This is a genomic window from Paenibacillus sp. 276b (genome assembly GCF_900107875.1).
GTDB lineage: Bacteria > Bacillota > Bacilli > Paenibacillales > Paenibacillaceae > Paenibacillus > Paenibacillus marchantiae.
The window spans coordinates 1,595,800-1,618,161 of sequence record NZ_FNRR01000001.1 but is presented as its reverse complement, the minus strand read 5'-3'; the positions used below and the strand labels follow the sequence as shown (position 1 = coordinate 1,618,161).

At 40.2% G+C, this 22,362-nt stretch carries 18 protein-coding genes and 1 pseudogene; 15 read left to right on the top strand and 4 right to left on the bottom strand.

The features are described 5' to 3' along the window. The first annotated feature begins 11 nt into the window (after positions 1-11). The 6 genes and pseudogenes from BLV50_RS06880 (at position 12) to BLV50_RS06860 (ending at position 6,314) form a co-directional block, all read left to right on the top strand. Positions 12-920: a LysR family transcriptional regulator gene (locus BLV50_RS06880; RefSeq protein ID WP_064637850.1), complete on the top strand. Its 909-nt coding sequence runs from the start codon at positions 12-14 to the stop codon at positions 918-920. A 345-nt stretch (positions 921-1,265) separates the two neighbouring features. Continuing rightward, on the top strand, positions 1,266-1,589 hold the full coding sequence (locus BLV50_RS06875) for a GNAT family N-acetyltransferase (protein ID WP_371129233.1): 324 nt from the start codon (positions 1,266-1,268) through the stop codon (positions 1,587-1,589). Positions 1,590-1,886: 297 nt separating this feature from the next. After that, positions 1,887-2,322 (top strand): annotated as a pseudogene (locus BLV50_RS06870) (hypothetical protein). A gap of 318 nt (positions 2,323-2,640) precedes the next feature. Next, positions 2,641-2,787 (top strand): hypothetical protein, encoded by a 147-nt coding sequence (locus BLV50_RS32685; protein ID WP_177031130.1) that lies wholly within the window; start codon positions 2,641-2,643, stop codon positions 2,785-2,787. A gap of 372 nt (positions 2,788-3,159) precedes the next feature. After that, positions 3,160-3,897, top strand: a complete 738-nt coding sequence (locus BLV50_RS06865) for a hypothetical protein (RefSeq protein WP_090806652.1) — start codon at positions 3,160-3,162, stop codon at positions 3,895-3,897. A 485-nt stretch (positions 3,898-4,382) separates the two neighbouring features. Continuing rightward, positions 4,383-6,314, top strand: a complete 1,932-nt coding sequence (locus BLV50_RS06860; RefSeq protein WP_090806650.1) for a fructose-1,6-bisphosphatase — start codon at positions 4,383-4,385, stop codon at positions 6,312-6,314. Positions 6,315-6,504: 190 nt separating this feature from the next. Here BLV50_RS06860 and BLV50_RS06855 read toward each other — a convergent pair whose 3' ends face one another. Next, on the bottom strand, positions 6,505-7,428 hold the full coding sequence (locus tag BLV50_RS06855) for a helix-turn-helix transcriptional regulator (protein WP_090806648.1): 924 nt from the start codon (positions 7,426-7,428) through the stop codon (positions 6,505-6,507). A 111-nt stretch (positions 7,429-7,539) separates the two neighbouring features. Between BLV50_RS06855 and BLV50_RS06850 the strand changes: the two genes are divergently transcribed. Further along, positions 7,540-8,121, top strand: a complete 582-nt coding sequence (locus BLV50_RS06850; RefSeq protein ID WP_090806645.1) for an LOG family protein — start codon at positions 7,540-7,542, stop codon at positions 8,119-8,121. A gap of 317 nt (positions 8,122-8,438) precedes the next feature. Further along, positions 8,439-9,413 carry a phosphotransferase enzyme family protein gene (locus BLV50_RS06845; RefSeq protein WP_090806644.1) on the top strand — a complete coding sequence of 325 codons (975 nt, stop codon included), beginning with the start codon at positions 8,439-8,441 and terminating at the stop codon, positions 9,411-9,413. 270 nt (positions 9,414-9,683) lie between these two features. Here BLV50_RS06845 and BLV50_RS06840 read toward each other — a convergent pair whose 3' ends face one another. Both BLV50_RS06840 and BLV50_RS06830 read right to left on the bottom strand, forming a co-directional pair. Next, a complete protein-coding gene (locus tag BLV50_RS06840; RefSeq protein WP_090806642.1) occupies positions 9,684-11,087 on the bottom strand; it encodes an MFS transporter in 1,404 nt (467 codons plus the stop codon). A gap of 450 nt (positions 11,088-11,537) precedes the next feature. Then, positions 11,538-12,071 (bottom strand): YbhB/YbcL family Raf kinase inhibitor-like protein, encoded by a 534-nt coding sequence (locus BLV50_RS06830; RefSeq protein WP_063567472.1) that lies wholly within the window; start codon positions 12,069-12,071, stop codon positions 11,538-11,540. A gap of 179 nt (positions 12,072-12,250) precedes the next feature. Here BLV50_RS06830 and BLV50_RS06825 point away from each other — a divergent pair, with 179 nt between their 5' ends. From BLV50_RS06825 to BLV50_RS06795, 7 genes are all read left to right on the top strand, one after another. Continuing rightward, positions 12,251-12,916 carry a GntR family transcriptional regulator gene (locus BLV50_RS06825; RefSeq protein ID WP_090806640.1) on the top strand — a complete coding sequence of 222 codons (666 nt, stop codon included), beginning with the start codon at positions 12,251-12,253 and terminating at the stop codon, positions 12,914-12,916. A 304-nt stretch (positions 12,917-13,220) separates the two neighbouring features. Then, positions 13,221-13,487 (top strand): CD3324 family protein, encoded by a 267-nt coding sequence (locus BLV50_RS06820; protein ID WP_064637866.1) that lies wholly within the window; start codon positions 13,221-13,223, stop codon positions 13,485-13,487. A 156-nt stretch (positions 13,488-13,643) separates the two neighbouring features. Next, positions 13,644-14,726 (top strand): nucleotidyltransferase domain-containing protein, encoded by a 1,083-nt coding sequence (locus tag BLV50_RS06815; RefSeq protein ID WP_090806638.1) that lies wholly within the window; start codon positions 13,644-13,646, stop codon positions 14,724-14,726. 216 nt (positions 14,727-14,942) lie between these two features. Further along, complete coding sequence (locus tag BLV50_RS06810; RefSeq protein ID WP_218135367.1) at positions 14,943-16,916, top strand: elongation factor G; 1,974 nt, start codon at positions 14,943-14,945, stop codon at positions 16,914-16,916. Positions 16,917-17,076: 160 nt separating this feature from the next. Beyond that, positions 17,077-17,640: a GNAT family N-acetyltransferase gene (locus BLV50_RS06805; RefSeq protein WP_064637872.1), complete on the top strand. Its 564-nt coding sequence runs from the start codon at positions 17,077-17,079 to the stop codon at positions 17,638-17,640. A gap of 96 nt (positions 17,641-17,736) precedes the next feature. Further along, the gene (locus BLV50_RS06800; protein WP_090806636.1) at positions 17,737-18,312 is read left to right on the top strand and encodes a TetR/AcrR family transcriptional regulator; all 576 of its coding nucleotides are present in this window, start codon (positions 17,737-17,739) and stop codon (positions 18,310-18,312) included. A gap of 202 nt (positions 18,313-18,514) precedes the next feature. Beyond that, on the top strand, positions 18,515-19,555 hold the full coding sequence (locus BLV50_RS06795; RefSeq protein ID WP_177031129.1) for an NADH:flavin oxidoreductase: 1,041 nt from the start codon (positions 18,515-18,517) through the stop codon (positions 19,553-19,555). A gap of 882 nt (positions 19,556-20,437) precedes the next feature. Here the strand turns inward: BLV50_RS06795 and BLV50_RS06790 are convergent. After that, complete coding sequence (locus BLV50_RS06790) at positions 20,438-22,288, bottom strand: ABC transporter substrate-binding protein (RefSeq protein ID WP_143038099.1); 1,851 nt, start codon at positions 22,286-22,288, stop codon at positions 20,438-20,440. Positions 22,289-22,362: the final 74 nt, after the last annotated feature.

Below are 22,362 nucleotides of genomic sequence, written 5' to 3'. Positions count from 1 at the left end.
GGGAGCATCGGATGGAATTGCGTCAACTGAATACGTTTTGTACGGTTGCAACAACATTAAATTTCACGCGGGCAGCAGAAGTGCTGAGCTACGTTCCTTCCAACGTCACGATGCAAATTAAAGCATTGGAAGATGAGCTAGGTGTTCGCCTCTTTGATCGGTTGGGCAAGCAACTCGCGCTCACAACTGCGGGTAAACGCTTTTTAACACACGCCCAAGGCGTTCTTGAAAAAATGGAGGAAGCTCGTAGTGCTGTTCATGACAATGAAAATCTAAGTGGCACCCTAACGATAAGTGCCAATGAGGTTATTTGCTCCTATCGGCTTCCGCCTGTCTTTCAACGGTTTCGTTCGCAACATCCGGGAGTTCGTCTGATCTTTCGCTCAGTTCCAAATCAAGAGCTCAAGCAAACGCTTTTTGAGGGAACCACGGATATTGTTTATATGTTGGATGAACCCATTCGCTCGAGTGGACTTTCCGTGGAACCGCTGCTGGAAGAACATTTCAGATTGTTAGCTGCTCCAGATCACCCGCTCGCCAAACGAACTGTGCTGCAATTGGAAGATTTTCATGAAGAAGTGTTCCTGACCAATGAGAAGGGTTGTCCATATCGAACTATGTTTGACCGGTCATTCGAGAAAGAAGGCGTTGATAGCATTACGTATTTAGAGTTTCAAAGTGCTGAAGCCATTAAAAAATGTGCGATTTCTGGAATCGGTATTGCCTTTCTTCCTGAAATCGTCGTGGAAGCTGAAATTGAACGCGGAGAACTTGTTGTCCTTCCATGGGAAATTCCGGATTTGCACGTGTATACACAGATGTTGTGGCATAAAGACAAGTGGCTTTCACCAATCATGTTATCTTTCATTGAAGCAGCAAGGGATGTTTTTCGTTTACAGAATGAGAATAAAACCATATAGCCTATGTATAAAAGAGGCATCAAGAAGTATTCTGATGAATTCTTTAATGTAAACAAATCCAAATTCCACTTCAGTTAATCCATTTTCTCTACATATTTTTAATAGTATATTGAGGTAAATAAAGTGATCATTCACTTTGATAAATCCTAAACTGCTTTGTCGGTAATATTTTATGGCTTCGTACGGGTTGTAAAACCATCGAAATATGGGAGTTTAAAACAGATGTTGTGCCGTAGTTAGTTTTATGAAAGGAAGTTATAGGTGTGAGTATTTATTACGATTCAAGCAAAGAGGATATCACTAAGGATGCACTCCAGGAGTTATTTCTTTCGGTAGGATGGGAGTCTGGCAAGTATCCAAACGAGCTTTTACAAGCAATCGGAGGGGTCTCATTCAATTGTTACCGCTTGGGAGGGAGGAAAGCTTGTTGGTTTAATAAATGCTTTGTCAGATGGTGTTTTAACGGTATATTTTCATTATATGCTTATTAATCCGAGTTATCAGAGTATAGGTATAGGTAAGGAAATGATGAATATAATGCTTGATAGATATAAAGGGTGTAAAACAAAAGTATTAATTTCTTATCCTTATGCAGTGGATTTCTATAATAAATTGGGTTTTAATACAGAGGATGGAGCTACACCAATGTTTATCTCAGAGTTGATATGAGTGAACTAACGGGGAACGTTAGCTCAATAAAACTAAGAAGAAGGCATCAAAATGATCAGAAAACGGGAATATTATATTAGCGTGATGATGTCTCATTAAGCTATCGGGCAGGTTAACGTGGAAGCATATTTCTCATACTTAAATTCCATGTTATGGTAGTATAGAGTTGGATTTAGGAAAAGTGTACAAGGGTGTGTAAACGAAATGGCTGAAAAACCGTTTGTCTTTCTAGCGTGTATAATATGTTTTATCGTTAAGATGGAAGAATGTAAATAGTACATATGGAGGTAATTAAGTTTGAAATCTCACTACTATCTCAGTTGGTTTAATGATTTCTTTCCAGAGAAGCTGGTCAAATTGTTGCATGAGGATATAACAGACAGAAAATCGCTTGTTATGATTAGCGCTGATCCGTCTGGTTATACAGGTGAGCAAATTAACTTTGATGATGTTTCTGAGTGGACATGGTTGAAGCAGGCTAATATTATTTTTGGTTGAAACAAGTACTATTTATGATGGTATTGGCTTTGATCATTTTGCCTATGAATCTCATTCTCAACGCGACTACGCCACGTTTGTTCAAGGCTACCTGTTCCCCTTGTCTGAAGAGATTGATGTTTACGCGGCAGAGCAGGAGAGCGCTATACGTGTAAAGGACGGCAAAAAAGACATAATGGGTCCTGTATATTTAATTTCCCACTCAAAGATTCAGAAATTAGTTGAGACGCTCTAATTAGGGTGAGTGGCCGTGAACTAACAGAATTAATTCCTTTTATGTATAAAATCAAGGCTTACAGTGAATCATCTCAGGTCTCCCCTCTATGCTCGGCGGATGCTATCTGCTCATTTTATTGAACTAGCGGGAAACTCTAGTTGAATAGCCCGAGTCTAATACTTTATTTTATTTGAACACAAGGAAAAAATCCTTTTACAATCATTGTCAGTACGTTATAATACAATCACCAGGTGGATTACCCAACATAAAAAGTTAAATATTGTAATTATTTAGTGGAGTACTTATTACATAATAGATATCGGAGGAGGTGTAGTTATGGTCAAGAAAAAAATTTCCAAAGCCCTCAGCGCAGCTTTAATCGTTTCTATGCTGGCTACTGGCGTAATAGTCGCTATCCAAGGTCAAACAACGTTTGATGTAGCGAAGTCAGCTGGGGATAAAAAGGTTGAAGTTATTAAATAGTTAATTCATTTACCTCAGCTTGGTTAACTCAGCTGAGGTTTTTTCATTCCCATTATGCATTGAAAAAAATGAAGATCTAGATGGAGTAAGAATAGAAAAATAAATTGTAGGGTGACAAAAACATTACATAAAATGCTCCAAAAAACTGTCGATAATCTAAAAATGAGATCGACGGTTTTTTTGTATGACCGATTTTTAAATGGAATAAAAATAAAGGAAGCATAAAATACGAAGCAAAAGTAGTAAAAACCAACCAGGCTGAGAAGCCCTCGATTGGGAGAAAGTGAATGCTATGAGACTATGGAAAAAAGGCAATTCAATGAGTATACATCAACAAGAACTCCATGGGGAAAATAGAGGGAGATGAGCGTATTGTATCTAAAAGCATTTGATCTAGATTTACCTTATATAATAGATGATGAAAATGTTGAATCAATAATGAAAGAAGAAAATTGTGAATATGACGATGCGACAAAAAAGGATTACGAGTTAAATTGGAAATGGAAACGGCGTTCATTTAGTTTGGAGACGCGTTGTATAACTGCTATGTTTGAACGTTTATTCGGAAAACAAAAAACGAAAGATTGTTGGAAAATTCTTGTGGATTGCGTTGAAAATATTTCGGATGAGAGGATTATTAATGATTCAGGAGTCTGTGTAGTACAAATCAAATTTAATTTGGATGACTTCAGCGTAAGAAATGAGACGGAGAAAAAAAGAACAACGCTCCAACTGCTTATGAATGGAATAGAAAAACTGGTTTTGGATAAAAATTGGGATATTACACCATTTAAAGAGACTGCTCTGAAAATTGAAGAGTTAGGGTATGTAAATGAGTGGGTCTGGAAGAAAGTGTTCAAGAGTCCTAAAAAGAACTACAGTGCTAAGGTTATTTGTCAACACAATGTAGAAAGCATGGATATATATCTTTCTATTATGCACCGAGACGGGACACAAATACTGTTAGAAAAAGTAATTTCAGAATTTCCAGATGAATTTGCATATGCTAGACATCTAGGTGAGCTTAAATGGATATCTGATTCTGAAGTTGCTTTAATTGATGAAGAAAATGATGGGATGGTTTCAATAAACCTAGAGAAAGCAAAATAAATTATTAAGGAATCTGCAACGCGATGGGGGGCAGGGAGACGGCACTGCTGTCGGGGGACAAGAACATAGTCCCATTGAAGTCGCTATTTTAGCGGCTTTTTTTATGTTATCGGTGCAAGTTCGTGTCCCAAGCCAAGGAGCTAATCCCTTTAACGAATGGTTGTTCATATTCTCGCTTCCTTCCTAATCCTGTTTTCAAAAGTTTTAAGCAACGGGATAACACGTGAGTCAGTGGACTTAAATGAGCAACTCCAAAATACATCCCTTTAATGAAATTTGTTCATATATGAGAAACTGGAGTATGATGGGGGAAGGCAATGCTGATAATCACCATATAAATAATTTTATATTTATTGTTAACCATACAGGTAAAGAGTTAGCAAAAACCCAATGTTTTTCTTTTTAGCTATGGTTCAAAAGGGTCGTCCTTTGAAATTTCCTGTAAAATTAATGCCACATAACTTCCTTGAAGGGGGACATCTGTTTTGGATGAGCAGTTTCTAGATTTATTGGCCCAGAAATATGATACGGAAGAAAAAATTATAACAGAGATCATCAATCTTGAAGCGATCTCCAATCTCCCGAAGGGAACCGAGCATTTTGTCAGTGATTTGCATGGGGAGTTCCAGGCTTTTCAGCATGTACTAAGAAACGGTTCGGGTACCGTCAAAGAGAAAATCAAAGAAATATTCCGGGAGGTTTGGACGGATCAGGAAATCAATGATTTTGCGGCGTTGGTTTATTATCCGGAAGAAAAAATACAGCTGGTTATAGGGGAACTGTGCAATAAACAGGCTTTGAACCAGTGGTATAGACAAACGATTGAACAAATGCTTAAGCTTATTTCTTATGCCTCTTCCAAGTATACGCGCTCGAAATTGCGTAAAGCGCTGCCGGAGCAGTATGTATATATTGTAGAAGAGCTTCTATACAAGACGGATTCGACCAACAATAAGGATCCTTATTATGAGGAAATATATCGGCAAATTATATCCTTGGGCCAGGCGGACAAGCTCATTATCGGCCTTGCTTATACAACCCAGCACCTGGTGGTTGACCATCTTCATGTGGTTGGAGATATCTATGACCGGGGGCCGGATCCCGATAAAATTATGGATACGCTAATCAACTACCATTCTGTAGACATTCAGTGGGGGAACCATGATGTCCTCTGGATCGGTGCCTACGCGGGTTCTCTGGTCTGCCTTGCGAATATTATCCGGATCTGCGCCAGATACGACAATCTGGACATTATTGAAGATGTATACGGAATCAATCTACGCCCACTGCTAAACTTGGCGGAGAAATACTATGAAGACAATTCGCCCTTCAGACCGAAGCTACAGGCTGGCCATACCGTATCGGAGCAGGAAATTCTGCAGATCACCAAAATTCACCAAGCCATTGCCATGATCCAGTTTAAACTTGAAATCCCGATTATCAAAAGACGTCCATACTTTAATATGTCTGAAAGACTTTTGCTGGAGCAGATTGATTACGAGAAAAATGAAATTAATATCTGCGGAAAAACGTACCTGCTGGAAAACACCTGTTTCGCAACAGTAAATCCGCAGAATCCTGAACAATTGCTGGAGGAAGAACGCCAGGTGATGGAAAAGCTTCTGTTCTCCGTTCAGCATTCCGAAAAGCTGGCCAGACATATGAATTTTCTCATGAAAAAGGGAAGCCTTTATTTAAAATACAACGGGAATTTGTTAATCCACGGCTGTATTCCTTTGGATGAAGAAGGAAATATGGAAGAAATGCAGATTGAAGACAAGACATATGCAGGCCGTCAATTGCTTGATGTTTTTGAAGATTATTTGCGTTACGCCTATGCGCACCCGGAAGAGACAGAAGATCTGGCGACGGATATGGTATGGTACATCTGGACAGGGGAATGTTCCTCGCTCTTTGGAAAGAGAGAAATGACCACTTTTGAACGGTATTTTATCCAAGATAAAGAAGCACATAAGGAGAGAAAGAATCCTTACTACCATTTACGTGAAAATGAAGAGACCTGTCGAAAAATCTTGCTGGAGTTTGATTTGAATCCGGACCATGGACATGTCATTAACGGCCACACGCCAGTCAAAGAAATTCGTGGAGAGAACCCTGTTAAAGCAAACGGAAAAATGATCGTGATTGACGGCGGTTTTTCCAAAGCCTATCAATCCACAACGGGCATTGCCGGATACACCTTGTTGTACAATTCCTTTGGCATGCAGCTCGTCGCCCATAAGAAATTTAATTCAAAAGAAGATGTGTTATGTAACGGAATAGACGTGTTATCTGTAAAAAGATTAGTGGACAAAGAACTGGAGCGGAAGCTGGTGAGGGAAACCAATGTCGGGGAGAAGCTTCTGCAGAAAATCTCAAATTTGAAGGATCTACTAGAGTATCGCTACATGAAATGAAACGATTGCTAAAAGTACACACCCGGATCAACCGTTTGAGTGCAATTTGACGTAGACGCTCGTATTGGGAAGGGAAGTAATAATACCCTGCCTGTGCGAGCCTTTCTTTTTTTACAGAGCGATTTAACACGAGGCAGGGGATATTGAAAGGCGTAATAAAGGTGCCGATGGAAGAAATCGATGCGTTTTTTTAAGTGGAATAGATTTTGTGAATACCCTCAATTCGTTTGGTTAACTCGCTTCTTACATGTTCAGGCTCGATACATTCGCATTTGTCCCCAAAGCTAAGTAAATGAGTATATCCATGGTCATTTGGAATGAAGGGGAACTTTGCTATCCACTTAGCACCTTCATATAAGCGAATGTTGTTCTCTCCACAGTACTCGCTCATATAAGGAATAAGTGATTGGTCAAAAAGCAGAGTTAAATGAATGATTTCTTTCTCCGTAATATCTAAAACCTCGTCTTCGATTTGTCTTTTCCTAAATGTATCATGGTGAGTAACAAGAGAAGAAATACGGGAAACCTTAAACATTCGGAATCCCCCTTTATCTGTACAAAATCCTTGCATATACCACACTGAATTCTTCAATACTAATCGGCAAGGCTCAATGGTGAGTTCCAAAGGAGTCATACCTTCAAAAGGATCTAGATATTCAAATGTAATTAAGCGGTCCTCTTCAATTGCGGTTCGAATTTGCCCCAATTCAGGTGGTTTGACATGAGTACTTCCGAACCAAGGTGAAGGATCTATTGCTATTAGTTTATCTACCAGTCGATTTTCATCTTCCGAGATCAAAGATTTCACTTTAGCAATGGCATTCAATACTTCGTTGCTAGAAACAGTCGAATGGATACTGTTTAATCCAAGTATTAAAACTAGTATCTCCGCTTGAGTAAAGATCTTCTTCTCAAATTTGTAACGTTCCATAATACTGAAGCCCCCATTCACACCAGGGGAAGAGGTGATTGGAATTCCGGCTTTGGTAATAGTTTCGATATCTCGAAAGATAGTACGAGGAGTGACCTCAAACATTTTCGCGAATTCAGAGGAACTCACTTTTTTACGTTCTAACAAAAGTAACACTATCGATAGAATCCTTTCAATTTTCATGGAGATCCCCCAAAATTTTTAATCTAATTATGACATAAAGATGTCATAGTTTCACCTGTAATATATAGAAAGTATAAAGCAGTTAACAAAAGAAATGGAGAAAATGTATCTATGAAATCAATCGCTGTATTCTGTGGTTCCAAAGAAGGAAAGTCTGCAATATACAAAGAGGCTGCAATAGAACTGGGTCATGAACTAGCCAGACGAGAAATCATTCTGATTTACGGAGGAGCTATTACTGGGCTCATGGGAGAAGTTGCTGATGCAGTGTTGGAAAAAGGGGGCCGTGTAATTGGAGTGCTTCCTCATTTTTTACAAACTCGTGAGATTGCGCATAAAGGTTTGACTGAACTTATTATGGTCGATTCTATGCATGAACGTAAAGCCAAAATGGCTGAATTAGCAGATGGATTTATTTCACTCCCGGGGGGGCCAGGGACGTTGGAAGAATATTTTGAGATATTTACTTGGGGCCAGCTTGGCCTGCATCAAAAGCCTTGTGGTTTATTGAATGTTAATCAGTACTTCGATCCCATTGTATCCATGTTTAATGTTATGGACCGAGAACGTTTCATGCAACCGAACGTTCGGGATATGGTCTTAATAGATCAAACTCCGGAAGGGATACTTAATCAATTTTCAATGTATACTGCTCCTGCTGTCAGAACGTATCTCACGGAAAAACGTACTTGATTAAATGACGCTATGTGTGTGAGGGATCGAGGGTTTCAACTGGTGAGAAAATCCACAATCTGCTCCATGCAAAGTCTTTTCTATAAACAATGGCGGTTGTTTGTATGGTATGTCCCGACCCCTGAAAAATTGCACAAAAATCGGTCTTTCCTACGAAAGCATCAAGAAAATCATTTACTCTAAAAAATAGATTCACTTGTAAGTCACATCGAGCTTTCCGATGTGGCTTTTTGTGTAGAGTTTGATTCTGAATCAAATTCAGTATATTTTTTATCAGCACCTTTTGTTACCATAAAAGTAAAGGGGTGAGGTTAAATATGGATAAAAAGATTAAACGACTATACACACAAGATATATTGAGACAGTCCGCGCAATGTTTTGGAATACGTGAAGACTCCATTTTCGAATTAAATGGGTTTCAAAATTTCGTTTATTCCGGGGTTATTGGAGATCGAGAAGTTATTTTAAGAATTGCCCATGTCACACATCGAAATGAATTATTAACAAGAGCGGAACTAGATTATATCATGTTCCTGGCTGATCGAGGAATGAAAGTAGCGAGGCCCATTCAGTCTTTATCCGGGGATTTTATTCATATCATTGACGAGTCCTTTGTTGTGACAGCTTTTGAGAAAGCACCCGGCAGAAATGCAGTAATAGCCGAGGAGAGCAATACGTTTTATGAGAATATCGGTCAAATGGTCGGGAAAATACATAAGTTTTCACTTCATTATTCGTCCCAACATTCACGCTTTGAATGGAATGATAATGCCCTATTAGCCTCATTCAAGAAGTACTGTCCGTTAGAATTACACGATAACTTTGATCGTTTAATTACTGAAGTTAGCGCTCTACCCAAGGAAAAAGATACGTACGGTCTTATTCATGGGGATATCAGCCCTGGAAATTATCTTAATGATGGGGACAAAGCTATTATTATTGACTATGACGATGCGGAATATAGCTGGTTTGTTTCTGATATTGCTACACCATTACTTTATGAAATTCCTATTCCGTGGGTTGTGTCTGGAGATGTAAGGAGGGAGATTGCAAAGCGTTACTATTGCAACTTTTTAAACGGCTATTGTAAGGAAAATACTGTGAGTCAAAGTTGGTTAAACAAAATCCCATTATTTATTAATTTAAGGCAAGCTAGAGTATTAGCCGCGTTCTATAGAAGCAGAGATTTTAACGCTCCTGATTGGAGCGAATGGGATGAGCAAGCCCGACGCTTCTACTATGAAAATTTGTTAAATAACACTCCCTATATTGATATGGACTTTTTGTGTTAACGTGTACGATACTTTAAAAAAGCTAGAAAAGGAAGGGCCATCCCACAAAGGATGGCCTTTAAACTTGCCGTTACAGACAGCGCGGAGAACCGTAATAAGTGTGATCTAATTAACAGCATAGAACCTAAGAGTTATAGATTCTCAGCAAGAAGAATGTCTCTTATTAACTTTGAATAAACTGGCATGCAGATTTTTTTGATTAAGCAGGCTAGATTTAATTTTTTGATGTTATCTAACCCGATCTGACCTAGCATTTCCATATTACCGTGACTAAGTAACTGGTTCGCTATTCATCTTTTCGTCCTTAGCCATTGTACCTGTTCGCCTGAATTGGACATAATATAATGCAGCTACGGCAACGATAAGAATGGGAAGTGTCAGGAAAATATTGCTATATACGAAAGTTGCACTGTTTTGTGGTATCGGATTTAAGTTAATGGTCGATGTGCCCAAATCTAGTATCTTGCCGATAACAGCTGTTGATGTGGCCGTAGCAATAAAAGTGACCATCGAGAATAATCCCATCCCTACGCCGATATTCTCTTGTGAGAGTGTACGTGAAACCGTGTTTGACATTGCAATTTGCATGAACGATTGACCAAGAACACCAAAAATAAGAAAGATCGCTATAAATACTGGCGACATACCAACGACTGAAGACAAAGAGAGAAAACCGATAATAAGAAGTGCAGCTGCAGTAAACACAAGGAAACGATTTCCCTTATCATCTGCTAATTTACCGCCTTGTCGACCCAAAAGCGCGGCCATTAAAGACGACGGCAACATCACTATTCCGATGAAAACCGGTGACAAGTGGTGTACAGAAGAAAGTAGCTGAGGTGTAATGAATGGAAAGGCAAAGCCAATCCCGATCATGACGAAAGTAATAATTAGACCGAATGAAAACGGTTTGTTTCGAAATATGGCCGGGTTTATGAATGGGTTTGGAGTATAGCGTATACGTAGTACGAAAAAAATGAAAATAAGAATCCCGCCTAAGGCAAGCCAAACACTTCCGTTTGTTAAAGCCAGTAACAAAATGGCTATGGTACCGGCCAGAAGTATTCCGCCAATATAATCCATTTTTCTGGAAACTCCCTTTTCATCATCTAAATACTTCCGATACATCGGCAAAGTTAGTAATGATAAAAGCGAGATTACAAATAGTACCCGCCAGTTCCATGTACTGCTTACCACGCCGGCAATGATCGGACCAATGGCCAAACCCAATGAAAATCCGATTGCAACGGTACCTAATGCACGACCGCGCCTTTCAGATGTAAAGTAACGAACGGGTACAATCATAGAAATCGCCGGAATGACTGATGCACCAGCTGCCTGTACAATTCGCCCCACAATGACCATCCAATATTCACTAGCCACTAAGCCGATGACAGACCCACTTGCAAAAAGCAGTAGGCCAAACGTCAATAAATTCTTCAAGCTGTATCTGTCTGTCAATTTACCGTAAGTTACCGAGCCAATTGCGTACACAATCATATAGCCTGTGATGATCCAACTCGCTTGTGAGGAAGAAATTTGAAATTGTTTACTGATATTAGGGAGTACAATATTAAACATGGTTGCATTCATGACGGATATGATGAGTGTAAAGACAAGTAAACCAAGTAATAATTCTCCTTTATTTTTTTGAACGCTATGATTGGTTTGCATTGGAATGCCTCATTTCTATAGGATAAAACTGTATTGATGAAATAACGAACCTGTATTCCTTTGATGATAAAAGTTTCATCTGATTAAGCCGACAATGTAATATTTTAAATACTTCGCTGGTAGAGATGGTCAACGCTAATTTACTGAAAAGTCCTCAATGATGAGGACTTTTCAGTTTTTCTGGATATATTCTAAATTTCACTTTGTTTTTAATCTTGCTCCCACAGCCGCAAATGACGGTATGCTTCAAAATTATAATTGGCTGCTGGCAATTGGGGCATACATGATGATGTGGGTGATCGTTCAGCTTCACCACTTCCTCCGTACTTGACTCCGCATTGCATGGAGTACTTATTTTTCAAACCCTGTTGTGTGCAAAAAAAATCGTAAACACGCATAAGATACTCGGAATTTTTCATATCATTCTTTCCTATGCTTCAACATCTTGGTTTACTTGATTTCCCCTGTTGCCATGAGAACTGCTCTCCCCAGCGTATGACTCAGCATGGTGAATCCAAGGAGAGCTGGCGTGGAATTAGGGGCGACACTAATATTTTCGACGTCCAGCGCATGAACGACAAAATAATATCGATGCGGACCGTGTCCCGCTGGAGGCGCTGCACCGATAAAGCGTTCAAGTCTCAAATCATTCGGTAGTTGCAAGGAGCCTTGCGGCAAACCGCTGGAATACTCGTCACCTGCGCCTGTAGGTAGCTCGGTTACGCTGGCAGGGATGTTGATAACGGCCCAGTGCCACAACCCCGATCCAGTTGGGGCGTCCGGATCATATGCAGTTACGACAAAACTCTTTGTCCCGTCGGGTGCACCCGACCACTTCAAATGGGGCGAGAGATCTTTACTTCCCTCAAGTGTTGACATCTCCGAATAATGCTGGGTCGGTAGAGGATGTCCCTCCATAATGTCATTACTCTCCAATTGAAAGATTGCTACTTCTGGCAATTTGGAAAATGGATTGTTGTTCATTGTAAATTACCTCCTTTTATTTTCATTTTCGATAATACATTAAATAATCGATTCTGTAAATAATAATCGTTTTTATAATTCACTATCGAATTTAATGTTTGTTTTTTATTGATAACGGTGTAAACTATCTACATACAATTACGTAGAATTATAATGTGTATGAAGGAAGGTGCTGCTTCATGGCCAAAAGGAATGGTTCGTCCACCTTAAGCGAGAATGTCAGGAAGAAACTACAATCCGATATTTTGACTGGACAATATGAACCGGGTTCTCCATTAAAAGTTGCGGAATTAGCTAAAGGTTTCGAAGTCTCAGTTGCTGTTGTTCGCGAAGCGTTGACGCGATTGGCGACTCAGGGTCTGGTACAGCAAAATCCTAACCACGGATTTTCAGTAAAGACGGCGTCGGAAGAAGAACTGAACAACATCATACAAGCGAGGTTAATCAATGAATCCGAAGCTTTACGCCTATCCATCGCCCATGGTGATCTCACATGGGAATCCAATGTAATTGCCGTGCATCACAAGCTATCGCAAACGGCTGAGTACAAGGAAGGGAATGAAAAGCTTGTTGTCCGCGAAGAATGGTCTGAGATTCATCGTCAATTTCATTACGAGCTTATTGCGGCATGTCCGAATCCAGTTCTCTTGGATATCTGCAGCAACCTTTGGGATTTGAGCGAATTTTATCGACATTGTTCCCCCCCGCAACAGCAAGTCCGCGATGGACTCGCTGAACATAAGGCATTAGCAGATGCTGTTCTTAGCCGCGATGGTGAACGTGCTACACAGATCTTTAGAGCACACATTCAACTAACCGCAGAGGTCTTATTCGACAACCAATAAGTTGTTTATAAGATTCAAAAGTTTAAATCAAAACTTATCGGTACCTGGGGAATTGGATAGAGACGGAGATACTTAATATTCGCATTAGCGATTTCTTGGTTAATCTAACTATTTTCTATGGAGGTGAGGCTATTGAAAACAATCGGGGTAGGGTTCTTATATGCATGGCTCTATGCAAAGCCAGTAAAGGATATGGCAATGCTTTGCATAGAGCTTAGGGACAATCACATTGCCAACGACAAATCGTAATATTCTACTAACTGGCTTTGCACCTTATTGATTTATTAAATAAGGAGTGAGGCTCATGAAATATTCAAATGCCGAGTTTGTTTTTCCCGAAGAACTGCTACGTATCATTCAAGAATACGTTCAAGGCGAATTGATTTATATCCCCAAACCCAAAGAGGCACACCTAAAATGGGGCGAGAAAACACAAAGCAAAAGTAGGGTCTCTGCTCGAAACGCTGAGATCAAATCCTTGTTTCGCAATGGAGTCAGTATAGAGGATTTGGCGGCTCAGTATTTCTTGTCCTACGAAAGCATAAAGAAAATTGTTTATAGTAAGAACTAATGAAACCCGCTAAATGGTCGTATCGACGGTTTAGCGGGTTTTGTGCAAAGTTGGATTAAATCAACTTATACATAGAAACCGCACCTCTACATCGATAGACTCAAGTTAAGGTTGTTGGGATGAAGAACGGCCTGCTTATACGAAGGGGTGTAACGAATGAACGAAATCGTGAAGAAGAAGCTGCTGGACAAAAATGAACTGCTAATTAACATGGTTATCGAACGCGCAAAAAAAGATTTTCTAGACGATATCGCCATTATTGGGCTTACGGGTTCATTTAGCACCGGGGACTTTCACGAGAAGAGCGATCTTGATTTGATTATTATCAACAATACAGAAAGGGGATGGGAAATATCCGATTGCTTCATCTTGGATGACGTTGGATATGACATCTATTGCACGCCATGGGATTCAAGAATACAAGAGCAATCCACACTAGAGAGTCCCAACGTATCAAGCCTAACCGAGCTCAAAATACTCTACTATGCAAAGCCTGAGGATTTGGAGAAATTGAATGACTTCAGGCAAAAAGCTCTTGATGCACTTGCAAGCCCGATAGGAGAAGCGTGTCTTAATCGAGCAAAAAAATGGATTGATCTGGCTAAGCAAGCATACAGCGATACGATGCTGAGTGAAGATATCGGTTCAGTGCGACATGCATCTGCCGACGTTCTTTACAATCTAGTCAATGCCTTGGTCAGTATGAATAACACGTGTATCAAACGAGGAATCAAGCGATATTTGGAAGAGATATGCTCATTTCGCTATGTTCCTGATGATCTCGAATCCTTATACATGTCAGTCATCGAAGCTCATACCATTGAAGATATCCGAATAGCATCATTTCATATGTTGAATAGCGTTACAAGGTTACATAGTACGATGTGCGATAACTTTATTGTTAAACCTGCTCCTAACTTTGATAATCTGAGGGGAACATACGAAGAATTGTGGTGCAACTACTACAATAAAATCTTGAACAGTGTTACAACGAATGATGCTTCCTACGTCTTTCTTTCGGCCTTTGGAGCACAAGGGTATCTTGATGAAATGGCTGTGGAGAAGGGGATCAAGAAATTTGATCTTATGCAGTACTTTGATGCAAGTGATTTACCAGTAATGAAAGAGAAGTTCCTTGAAGTGATGGATGAATATCTAGACGAGTATGATAAGGTGGGCAGAGAAGTCAAACGCTTTACAACCTTCGAGCAACTATATGACTATTATATGAATCATTGACCTACCTTATAAAGGGCCGTGAAGAATTAGTTTCTTTACGGTCTTTTTCATTTTGAGTTTATCTAGATGGATAACGAATCTGATGTTGAAGGTTTGTAATAAAATTCATAAAAAGTATAATAAGAGTATTACATATAAGGAGCGTGAATAGTATGCGAAAAAATACTATGACTATACAAAAGGAGAATAATATGAAAATAAAAAGGATGATAACGTTTGAAAAATATAAATATAGGGATTCTTGCGCATGTAGACGCAGGAAAGACGAGTTTAACTGAAAGATTACTTTTTGAAACGGGTATCATATCTGAAATCGGCAGTGTTGATAAAGGAAATACGCAAACAGATTCTATGGAAATGGAACGACAACGAGGAATTACCATTCAATCTGCTGTCGTTTCTTTTACGGTTAATAATGTGAAAGTGAATTTGATTGATACACCAGGTCACCCCGAGTTCATCTCTGAAGTTGAGAGGGCTTTACGAGTATTAGATGGAGTCATCCTTGTCATTTCATCTGTCGAAGGTATTCAAACTCAGACACGAGTTTTGATGAAGACACTTGCTAAATTGAAAATCCCTACAATCTTTTTTATCAATAAAATAGATCGTATGGGTGCAAGGTACGAATCGTTACTAACTGAGATCCATGATAAATTGACACCCCATGCTTTAGCAATGGGCTTTGTTAATAATATCGGTACATCAGCCGCGCATATGGAATTGTTCACGGAAAACAATCAGAAATTTATGGAGGGCCTAACAAATCGTTTAGCTGATAATAATGAACGCTTTCTCGAACGATATCTTTACAGCGCTAAAGACTTAGCCCCCGTTGACTTTGAATTGGAGTTTCTAGAACAGTTCAAACAAGCACAGCTTTATCCGGTGCTATTTGGTTCGGCAATTACTGGTGAGGGCATTCCCCATTTGATTACAGCCATACAGAATTGCAATTCTTCCGTTCATTATGAAAATACTCCTTTTACAAGAGGGAGAATTTTTAAAATTGAACGTGGAAAAAACGACGAAAAGATCGCTTACGTACGAGTTTTCTCTGGTGAAATCAAGATACGTGAGAGTCTTTCCTATTATCGGATGAATCAAACAGGAGAAATTATCAAATTTACCAACAAGGTCACGGGGTTGAAACACTTCTTTTCTGGAAAAACAACAGATGGAACAATTGCTGCATGTGGAGATATCGTGAAAATTATGGGGTTAACAGACTGCCAGGTTGGCGATGATATCGGTGTTCCTTCCAATGCAACGACTGAAACTCTGTTCTCGCCGCCTAGTTTAGTAACAACGATCAAAGCCTCTGACGAAAACGAGACCATTCATTTATTCAGAGCATTGAAAAAATTAGCCGAACAGGATCCATTTATTCATATCAAGCAGAATTCTCTTCAAAGGGAGCTATCTATTCATCTTTATGGTGAAATTCAAAAAGAAGTGATTCGGGATCAACTGAAAAAAGACGCTCAAATCGATATCGAATTTCTTGTGACACAGCCTATTTATATTGAAAAGCCTATCTTTACAGGGGAGGCAGTTGAGAGAATGGGAGACAAGGGAAACCCATTTTATAGTACTATAGGCTTTCGTATTGATCCGAATCCTCGTTCAACCGGTATTGAATATCATCTAGAAGTAGAGCTTGGCTCCCTACCTTTATCGTTTCATAAGGCAATTGAAGAAACCGTCTATGAGACGCTTAAGCAAGGACTATATGGTTGGGAAGTTCGCGATCTAATCGTGACACTTACGGATACCGCCTATGCAAGTGCAGTTAGTACAGCTAGTGATTTTCGAAAATTAACGCCTCTTGTGCTAATGAGAGCACTAGCTGAAGCAACTACTCAAATTTATGAACCCATTCATCGGTTCGAATTAGAGGTTCCTGCTAATTATCTAAGTAGGATTTTATTTAAACTAACTCAAGCCTCTTCAACCTATCAGGATCCGATTCAGAATGACCAGGTATTTATGATATATGGCATGATCCCGATTAAGAATATTCAGTCATTCAAGAACCAACTTCCGGGTTGGACCCAAGGTGAAGGTGTATTGCTATCCGAATTTTATGGCTATCAGTCCTTCGATGGTGAAGTGCCATCATGTACAAGATACGATCATAATCCATTAAATCGGAAGGAGTATCTCTTACATGTCTTGAATTCGGTGTAAGCTGAAAAAGCGAGTAAAAAGCAGCGTACAAGTGGTGTACTCTGCTTTTTCTTTGATTCATTTATAAAAGTACTAGACAGTAGAGTACCTTCTACAAACGTTTAACAGTGTTATTAGCAGAGGCGGAAATTGTTATGATAGAAATCTGGAGGCGAATGAGATGCTGGAATTAGAGTTTACTACTATAGAGGAGTGGGATGAAGCATTGTGGGCGCGGATGGAGCGAATCTATCACGAGGCTTTTCAAAGCGGTGCTAAGACAAAAGCGATTCTGCGCAGTATGCTTGACCGGGGGATTGGCTATTTACACACGGGCGTGCATCATGGAGAAGTGGTTGCGATGGCTGTTACTGGACTGGAGGGGCAGGCTGCGGACCGCATCCTGATCATCGATTACCTCGCGGTTGATCAGAAGCTGCGCGGGTTGGGCATAGGGACCTGGATGCTAGAGCAGCTCAGAGCCTGGGCGTTAAGGGAACACGAGATCAAAGGTATGATTATCGAGGCGGAGTCCGGGACAACGGAGGCTCATCAGGAACGCATTCAGTTCTGGCAACGCAACGGGTTCATCCTGACCTCCTATGTCCATCAATATAGAATGGTGCCAGAGCCGTATCAGGCAATGATGTTTCCGCTGGATAAAAGCACGCATGTGCCTGATGATGGTGAAGCACTATTCCGTTATATCAATGCTTTTCACAAGGTTGCTTACCGGAAGAGTTAGACTGCATTCAAGGGACCAGTAGGAAATTTCCGTAGAGATTAGGATGGAAGATGATCAGTTATTGACTGCATGGTCAATAACTGATATATTAATCCCATGAGCAGACCAAGAGAATTTGATGTCGATCGTGTATTACACCAGTCTATGGAAGTGTTCTGGAATCAAGGCTTCAAAGCAACTTCTTATGAGGACCTTACGCGTACCACAGGAGTCAAAAAGCAAAGTTTGTACTGTGTTTTTAAAGACAAGCGATCGTTGTTCCTGAAGGCACTGGCACTTTACCGTGAACAGGTTATAGCGAAACTGAAGGAGATTGAAGCCCTGGATTCGTCTCCCGGTGATAAACTGGATGCCTTACGATATTCCCTTTTAGACGATAAAGCTAACTGCCAAGGGTGTCTAATTGTGAATGCATCACTCGAATTCGGAACAGATGACGAGCAGGTCACACGCGAAGCTGAACTCATGGTAGAAGAGATTCAACTGGTATTAGAGAAGATCATAAGTAGTGGCCAGGAACAACAGTTAATTTCCAACCGGTATACGAGTATAGAGCTTGCATCTTATCTAAATAACACCATCCTGGGTGTGAGAGTTATGGAGAAATCAGGTTCATCCCGTGAACAGATCGAGATGGTTCTGCGTACTTCATTTGGCATGATCATGTCTTGATCTTTTTTTTGTGAAATTCTTGACTGCGAAGTCAAAAATAATTAAGGCGGATTAATACACCACGAAACCTTGAAGGAGGTGGGGCTTTTCGATAAAAATCGTGTATTGATTCATTTGGAAGTAACGTCTAGCTGTTAACCAGGCTGGTTGCTGTTTAACATCTCCTAGGTCAACTATATAAACTAAATATGTGGAGGTTATTATGAATTTTTCTCAATCCGTAGAAGCATTGTTCCAACCTATAGAGTTAGGTCACTTGAAGTTATCCAATCGGATCGTGATGGCGCCGATGACGCGTCAGTTTTCTCCGGACGGTATCCCGGGTTCGAATGTTGCGGGCTATTACCGCCGCAGAGCAGAGAACGCAGTGGGGCTTATTGTGACGGAAGGGACGATAATTAATCACCCGGATGCATCCAATCAAGCCAATGTGCCGCATTTTTATGGGGAAGCTGCAATGAATGGGTGGGCACATGTTGTATCTGAAGTACATGAAGCTGGCGGTCGAATTATTCCACAGATCTGGCATATGGGAGCCAAGGGTCATGTTAATGATTATTCGGAAGCTGAGATTGCTACAATCGTTCAGGAATTCGCAAAAGCAGCCTCAGAAGCGAAACGCGTTGGGTTCGATGGTGTTGAAATCCATGGAGCACACGGCTACCTGATCGACCAATTCCTGTATGAGAAAACCAACTCTCGTACGGATCGTTACGGTGGAGATATGATGGCTCGCACACGTTTTGCAGTTGAAGTGATTGAGGCTTGCCGTGAAGTAGTTGGACCGGACTTCCCGATTGTACTGCGTTTATCTCAGTGGAAGACAGATGATTATCAGGCTAAATTGGCTGAAACACCGGCATTACTGGAGCAGCTTCTCGCACCTTTGGTTCAAGCTGGAGTCGATATCTTCCACTGTTCCACACGACGTTTCTGGGAGCCGGAATTCGAAGGTTCTGATCTGAATTTTGCTGGATGGACCAAAAAACTGACTGGAAAACCGACAATCACCGTTGGTTCGATTGGTCTTGATGGTGACTTTACAAGTCTGTTCACAGAAGGTAAAGGTGCAAGTAACGTCGGTATCGATGGATTGGTACAACGACTTCAGAATAATGAGTTTGATTTGGTTGCTGTAGGGCGTGCTCTTCTAGTCGACCCTGAATGGGCTAAGAAAATTCAAGAAGGACGTACCGATGATCTGCTTCCATTTACAAGAGAGGCGATGACCGTACTTACTTAATTGCAATTATATTCATTAGGAATATGTATGTTATATAGAAAAGCAGTGACAGACCAACGAAGCGGATGGACTGATCACATAACGTGAGACAAATAAAACACCTTCAAGAGAATGAAACCTTGTCGTAAGATAGGGAGATCATCTTGGAGGTGTTTTTTAATGAAAACCTCAGAGTGAGTTATCCGGCGGAATTAAAGATGAAAGCCATAGAAATGAAATGGCAAACAGAGATGTTGCGGGACAAAAACATTGTTCCATACAAAGTCGCTATTATAGCGGCTTGTTTGTTTTAAGAAATCAAGTTCTTGTCCCAAGCTGAGGACAAGAACAATGTGTCATTTCGGATTAGGTTATTATCTAAATAGAACTCGATGGAGATCATGTGACTAGATAAAAGCATACGATTATCAGACTTCGCTTGAATAACGATTTTTTCATTTCAGGAACTAGGTTTTTTCGACCAAAGCCAAAGAACTAGTTCATTGTTGAAAAGGTTAAGAACATGGTATTAATGTTAATAAGATTCTTCATCTGTTTCATTAAGCTAACGGGTAGGTTAGTTGAATAAAAGGAAGTTTCTAGGGTGTTCTTGATCTTGCTTAAATTTTTTGTGATATTTTAGTTTATTAGAAAATTTACTTTGCGATAGAAAATCAATTGCTTAAGTCTTTCATCATTAAATCAGATGATAACTCGAAGGTTGTTGATATGCTTGTCCGTATAGAAAGGGGACTGTGTTTGATATTTGATATAAAGTCACCATTTTATTTATCTGAATAAGTTCCTGTCTCGAAACGAGGATGGGAACTTATTCAGATTAACGATTGAAGGTACCTAAATCAAAACCTCCCAAGTTTACTACTCCTGGATATGGAAAAATCATTAGTGCTTGGACGGTCGTAACGCAAGTCTATAAAAATCTGCCCAACCATAAGCGTTTGTTTGCATTCCTATTAAACGATTGTCATAGTAAGTAAACTGATCTAGATGGTACAAAAAGGATATAGCCAATTTATCTTTAAGCCATTGTTCTGTTTCCTGAGTCATTCGGATCCGTTTGTTTGCTTCAAGCTCATTTTCGATCTTGCGTAATCTTATGATTAGATGTTCATAAATCTCAGGGGATAGATGCCTACGTATGACGTGACGATCGTCAAACATAAGACGTAAGAAAGAAATTACCGAATTATCATTAACAACAGCGTTAGCTAATACAAGATCCGCGGCATCGATAATCTCCGGACGAATAAAATCTTCATAATCTCGAACCTCCACGTTAATCTTTATTCCATATTCAGCGCATTGTTCGCTAAACCAGCGAGCATTTCGCTCCAAGGAATCACCCAGTATATGATAAGTCAGAATTGATAGTGGTTGCTCTGGATGAAAGGGAGGTGCATTAAGAGGATCTGGTTCAGTATTAAAATAGCTGGGGCCATCATTCATATATTCACGCTTTAACATTTGTTCGGTTATTATGCTCCAATTGGAAAAAAAACTGTACGCAGGGGAATAGGTATGATTATTGAGACCAACATTCATGCGGTGTGGGTTGGCCGCACGACAAAGCCAATGTCGAAAATCGTTAGATTCCAAAGGTCCCGGCTTGTTCAGTTGAAATGTCATATATGTGCATCCCGTTTCTACTTGTTTAATATCAGGCGGATGATTGTTCCGTGTGTGAAGTTGAAAAGGGTGAATATAAGGGAGGGCTTCTCCTGCTATTTCCTTTAGCGGCAATGGACGATAACGTGTCTCTGCTATGATCCACAGTTCAATCCGGTCGAGTTGAGCTCGTCCCGAGAAATAAGAAGGAAATGCCTCGAGAACAATTTGGGAGTTATCATTCTCAATCACTCGGAACGGTCCACTTCCAATAGGTAGACGTGCAAAATCCCTAGGCAAACGTTCTGCGGAAGAAAGGGGGAGGATCGAAGCCCGCGGAGAAGCGAGCAGTTGTAATAAAAGATGATAAGGTCGTTTAAGACTAATCTCAACACAGTAAGGGCCCTGTGCCCGGATTTTATCCAATGGAAGCTCAGTCCATTCCGTTCGTCCAAAATCTGTAGACGTTAAACGTTTAATTGTATAGACAATATCCTTCGCATGCAGTTCAGTATTATCGTGAAAAAGTACCCCTTTACGTATGTAAAAAGTCCATATACATCCAGTTTCGTCAGTCTCCCAGTAATAAGCCAAATGAGGGAGGACTCCGCTGTTGTCATCCTCGGTAAGAAGCGTATCAAAGAGTTGGCGAGCCATATGCCACTCCGTGCGCCGAAGTGTGAAAATCGGATCTAAATTAGGCATACTACGGTAAAAGGGTAGATGCAGCGTATCAAGTTGATAATTCTCATTCTTATCTACTCGGTAACCATACTGTCCTTCCAGCCATTGTACAAAACGACCACGTATTGCATCGTCTACGTCATGCTCTTCAAGAAATCTTATTCCATCATGAAATCTTCCTTTATTCGTTGCTTCCTGGGCAAGTGCAAGTGCTACCTCGGCTTCCGAAGTTAATATAGTCAACGTTGAGCGATTACCTCGTCCGCGACCTGGGGACCATGCGATCCACCCAGCCGCACACAAACGACGGATGATCCACTTTACATTTCGTGGTGTACAGTTCCACAATGTGCCGAGCTCCTCTAATGTAGTCTTCTGTGAAATTTGAGCTTCGAGCTTGCCAAATAAGTTCTTGAGATTGAAGAAATGTTCCGATAACTGCAAAAGATTCACCTCCACAATAAAAAGGGGAAGTTTTCAATTGAAAATTATACTCTTTTTATTTCCCTTTTTTTAAC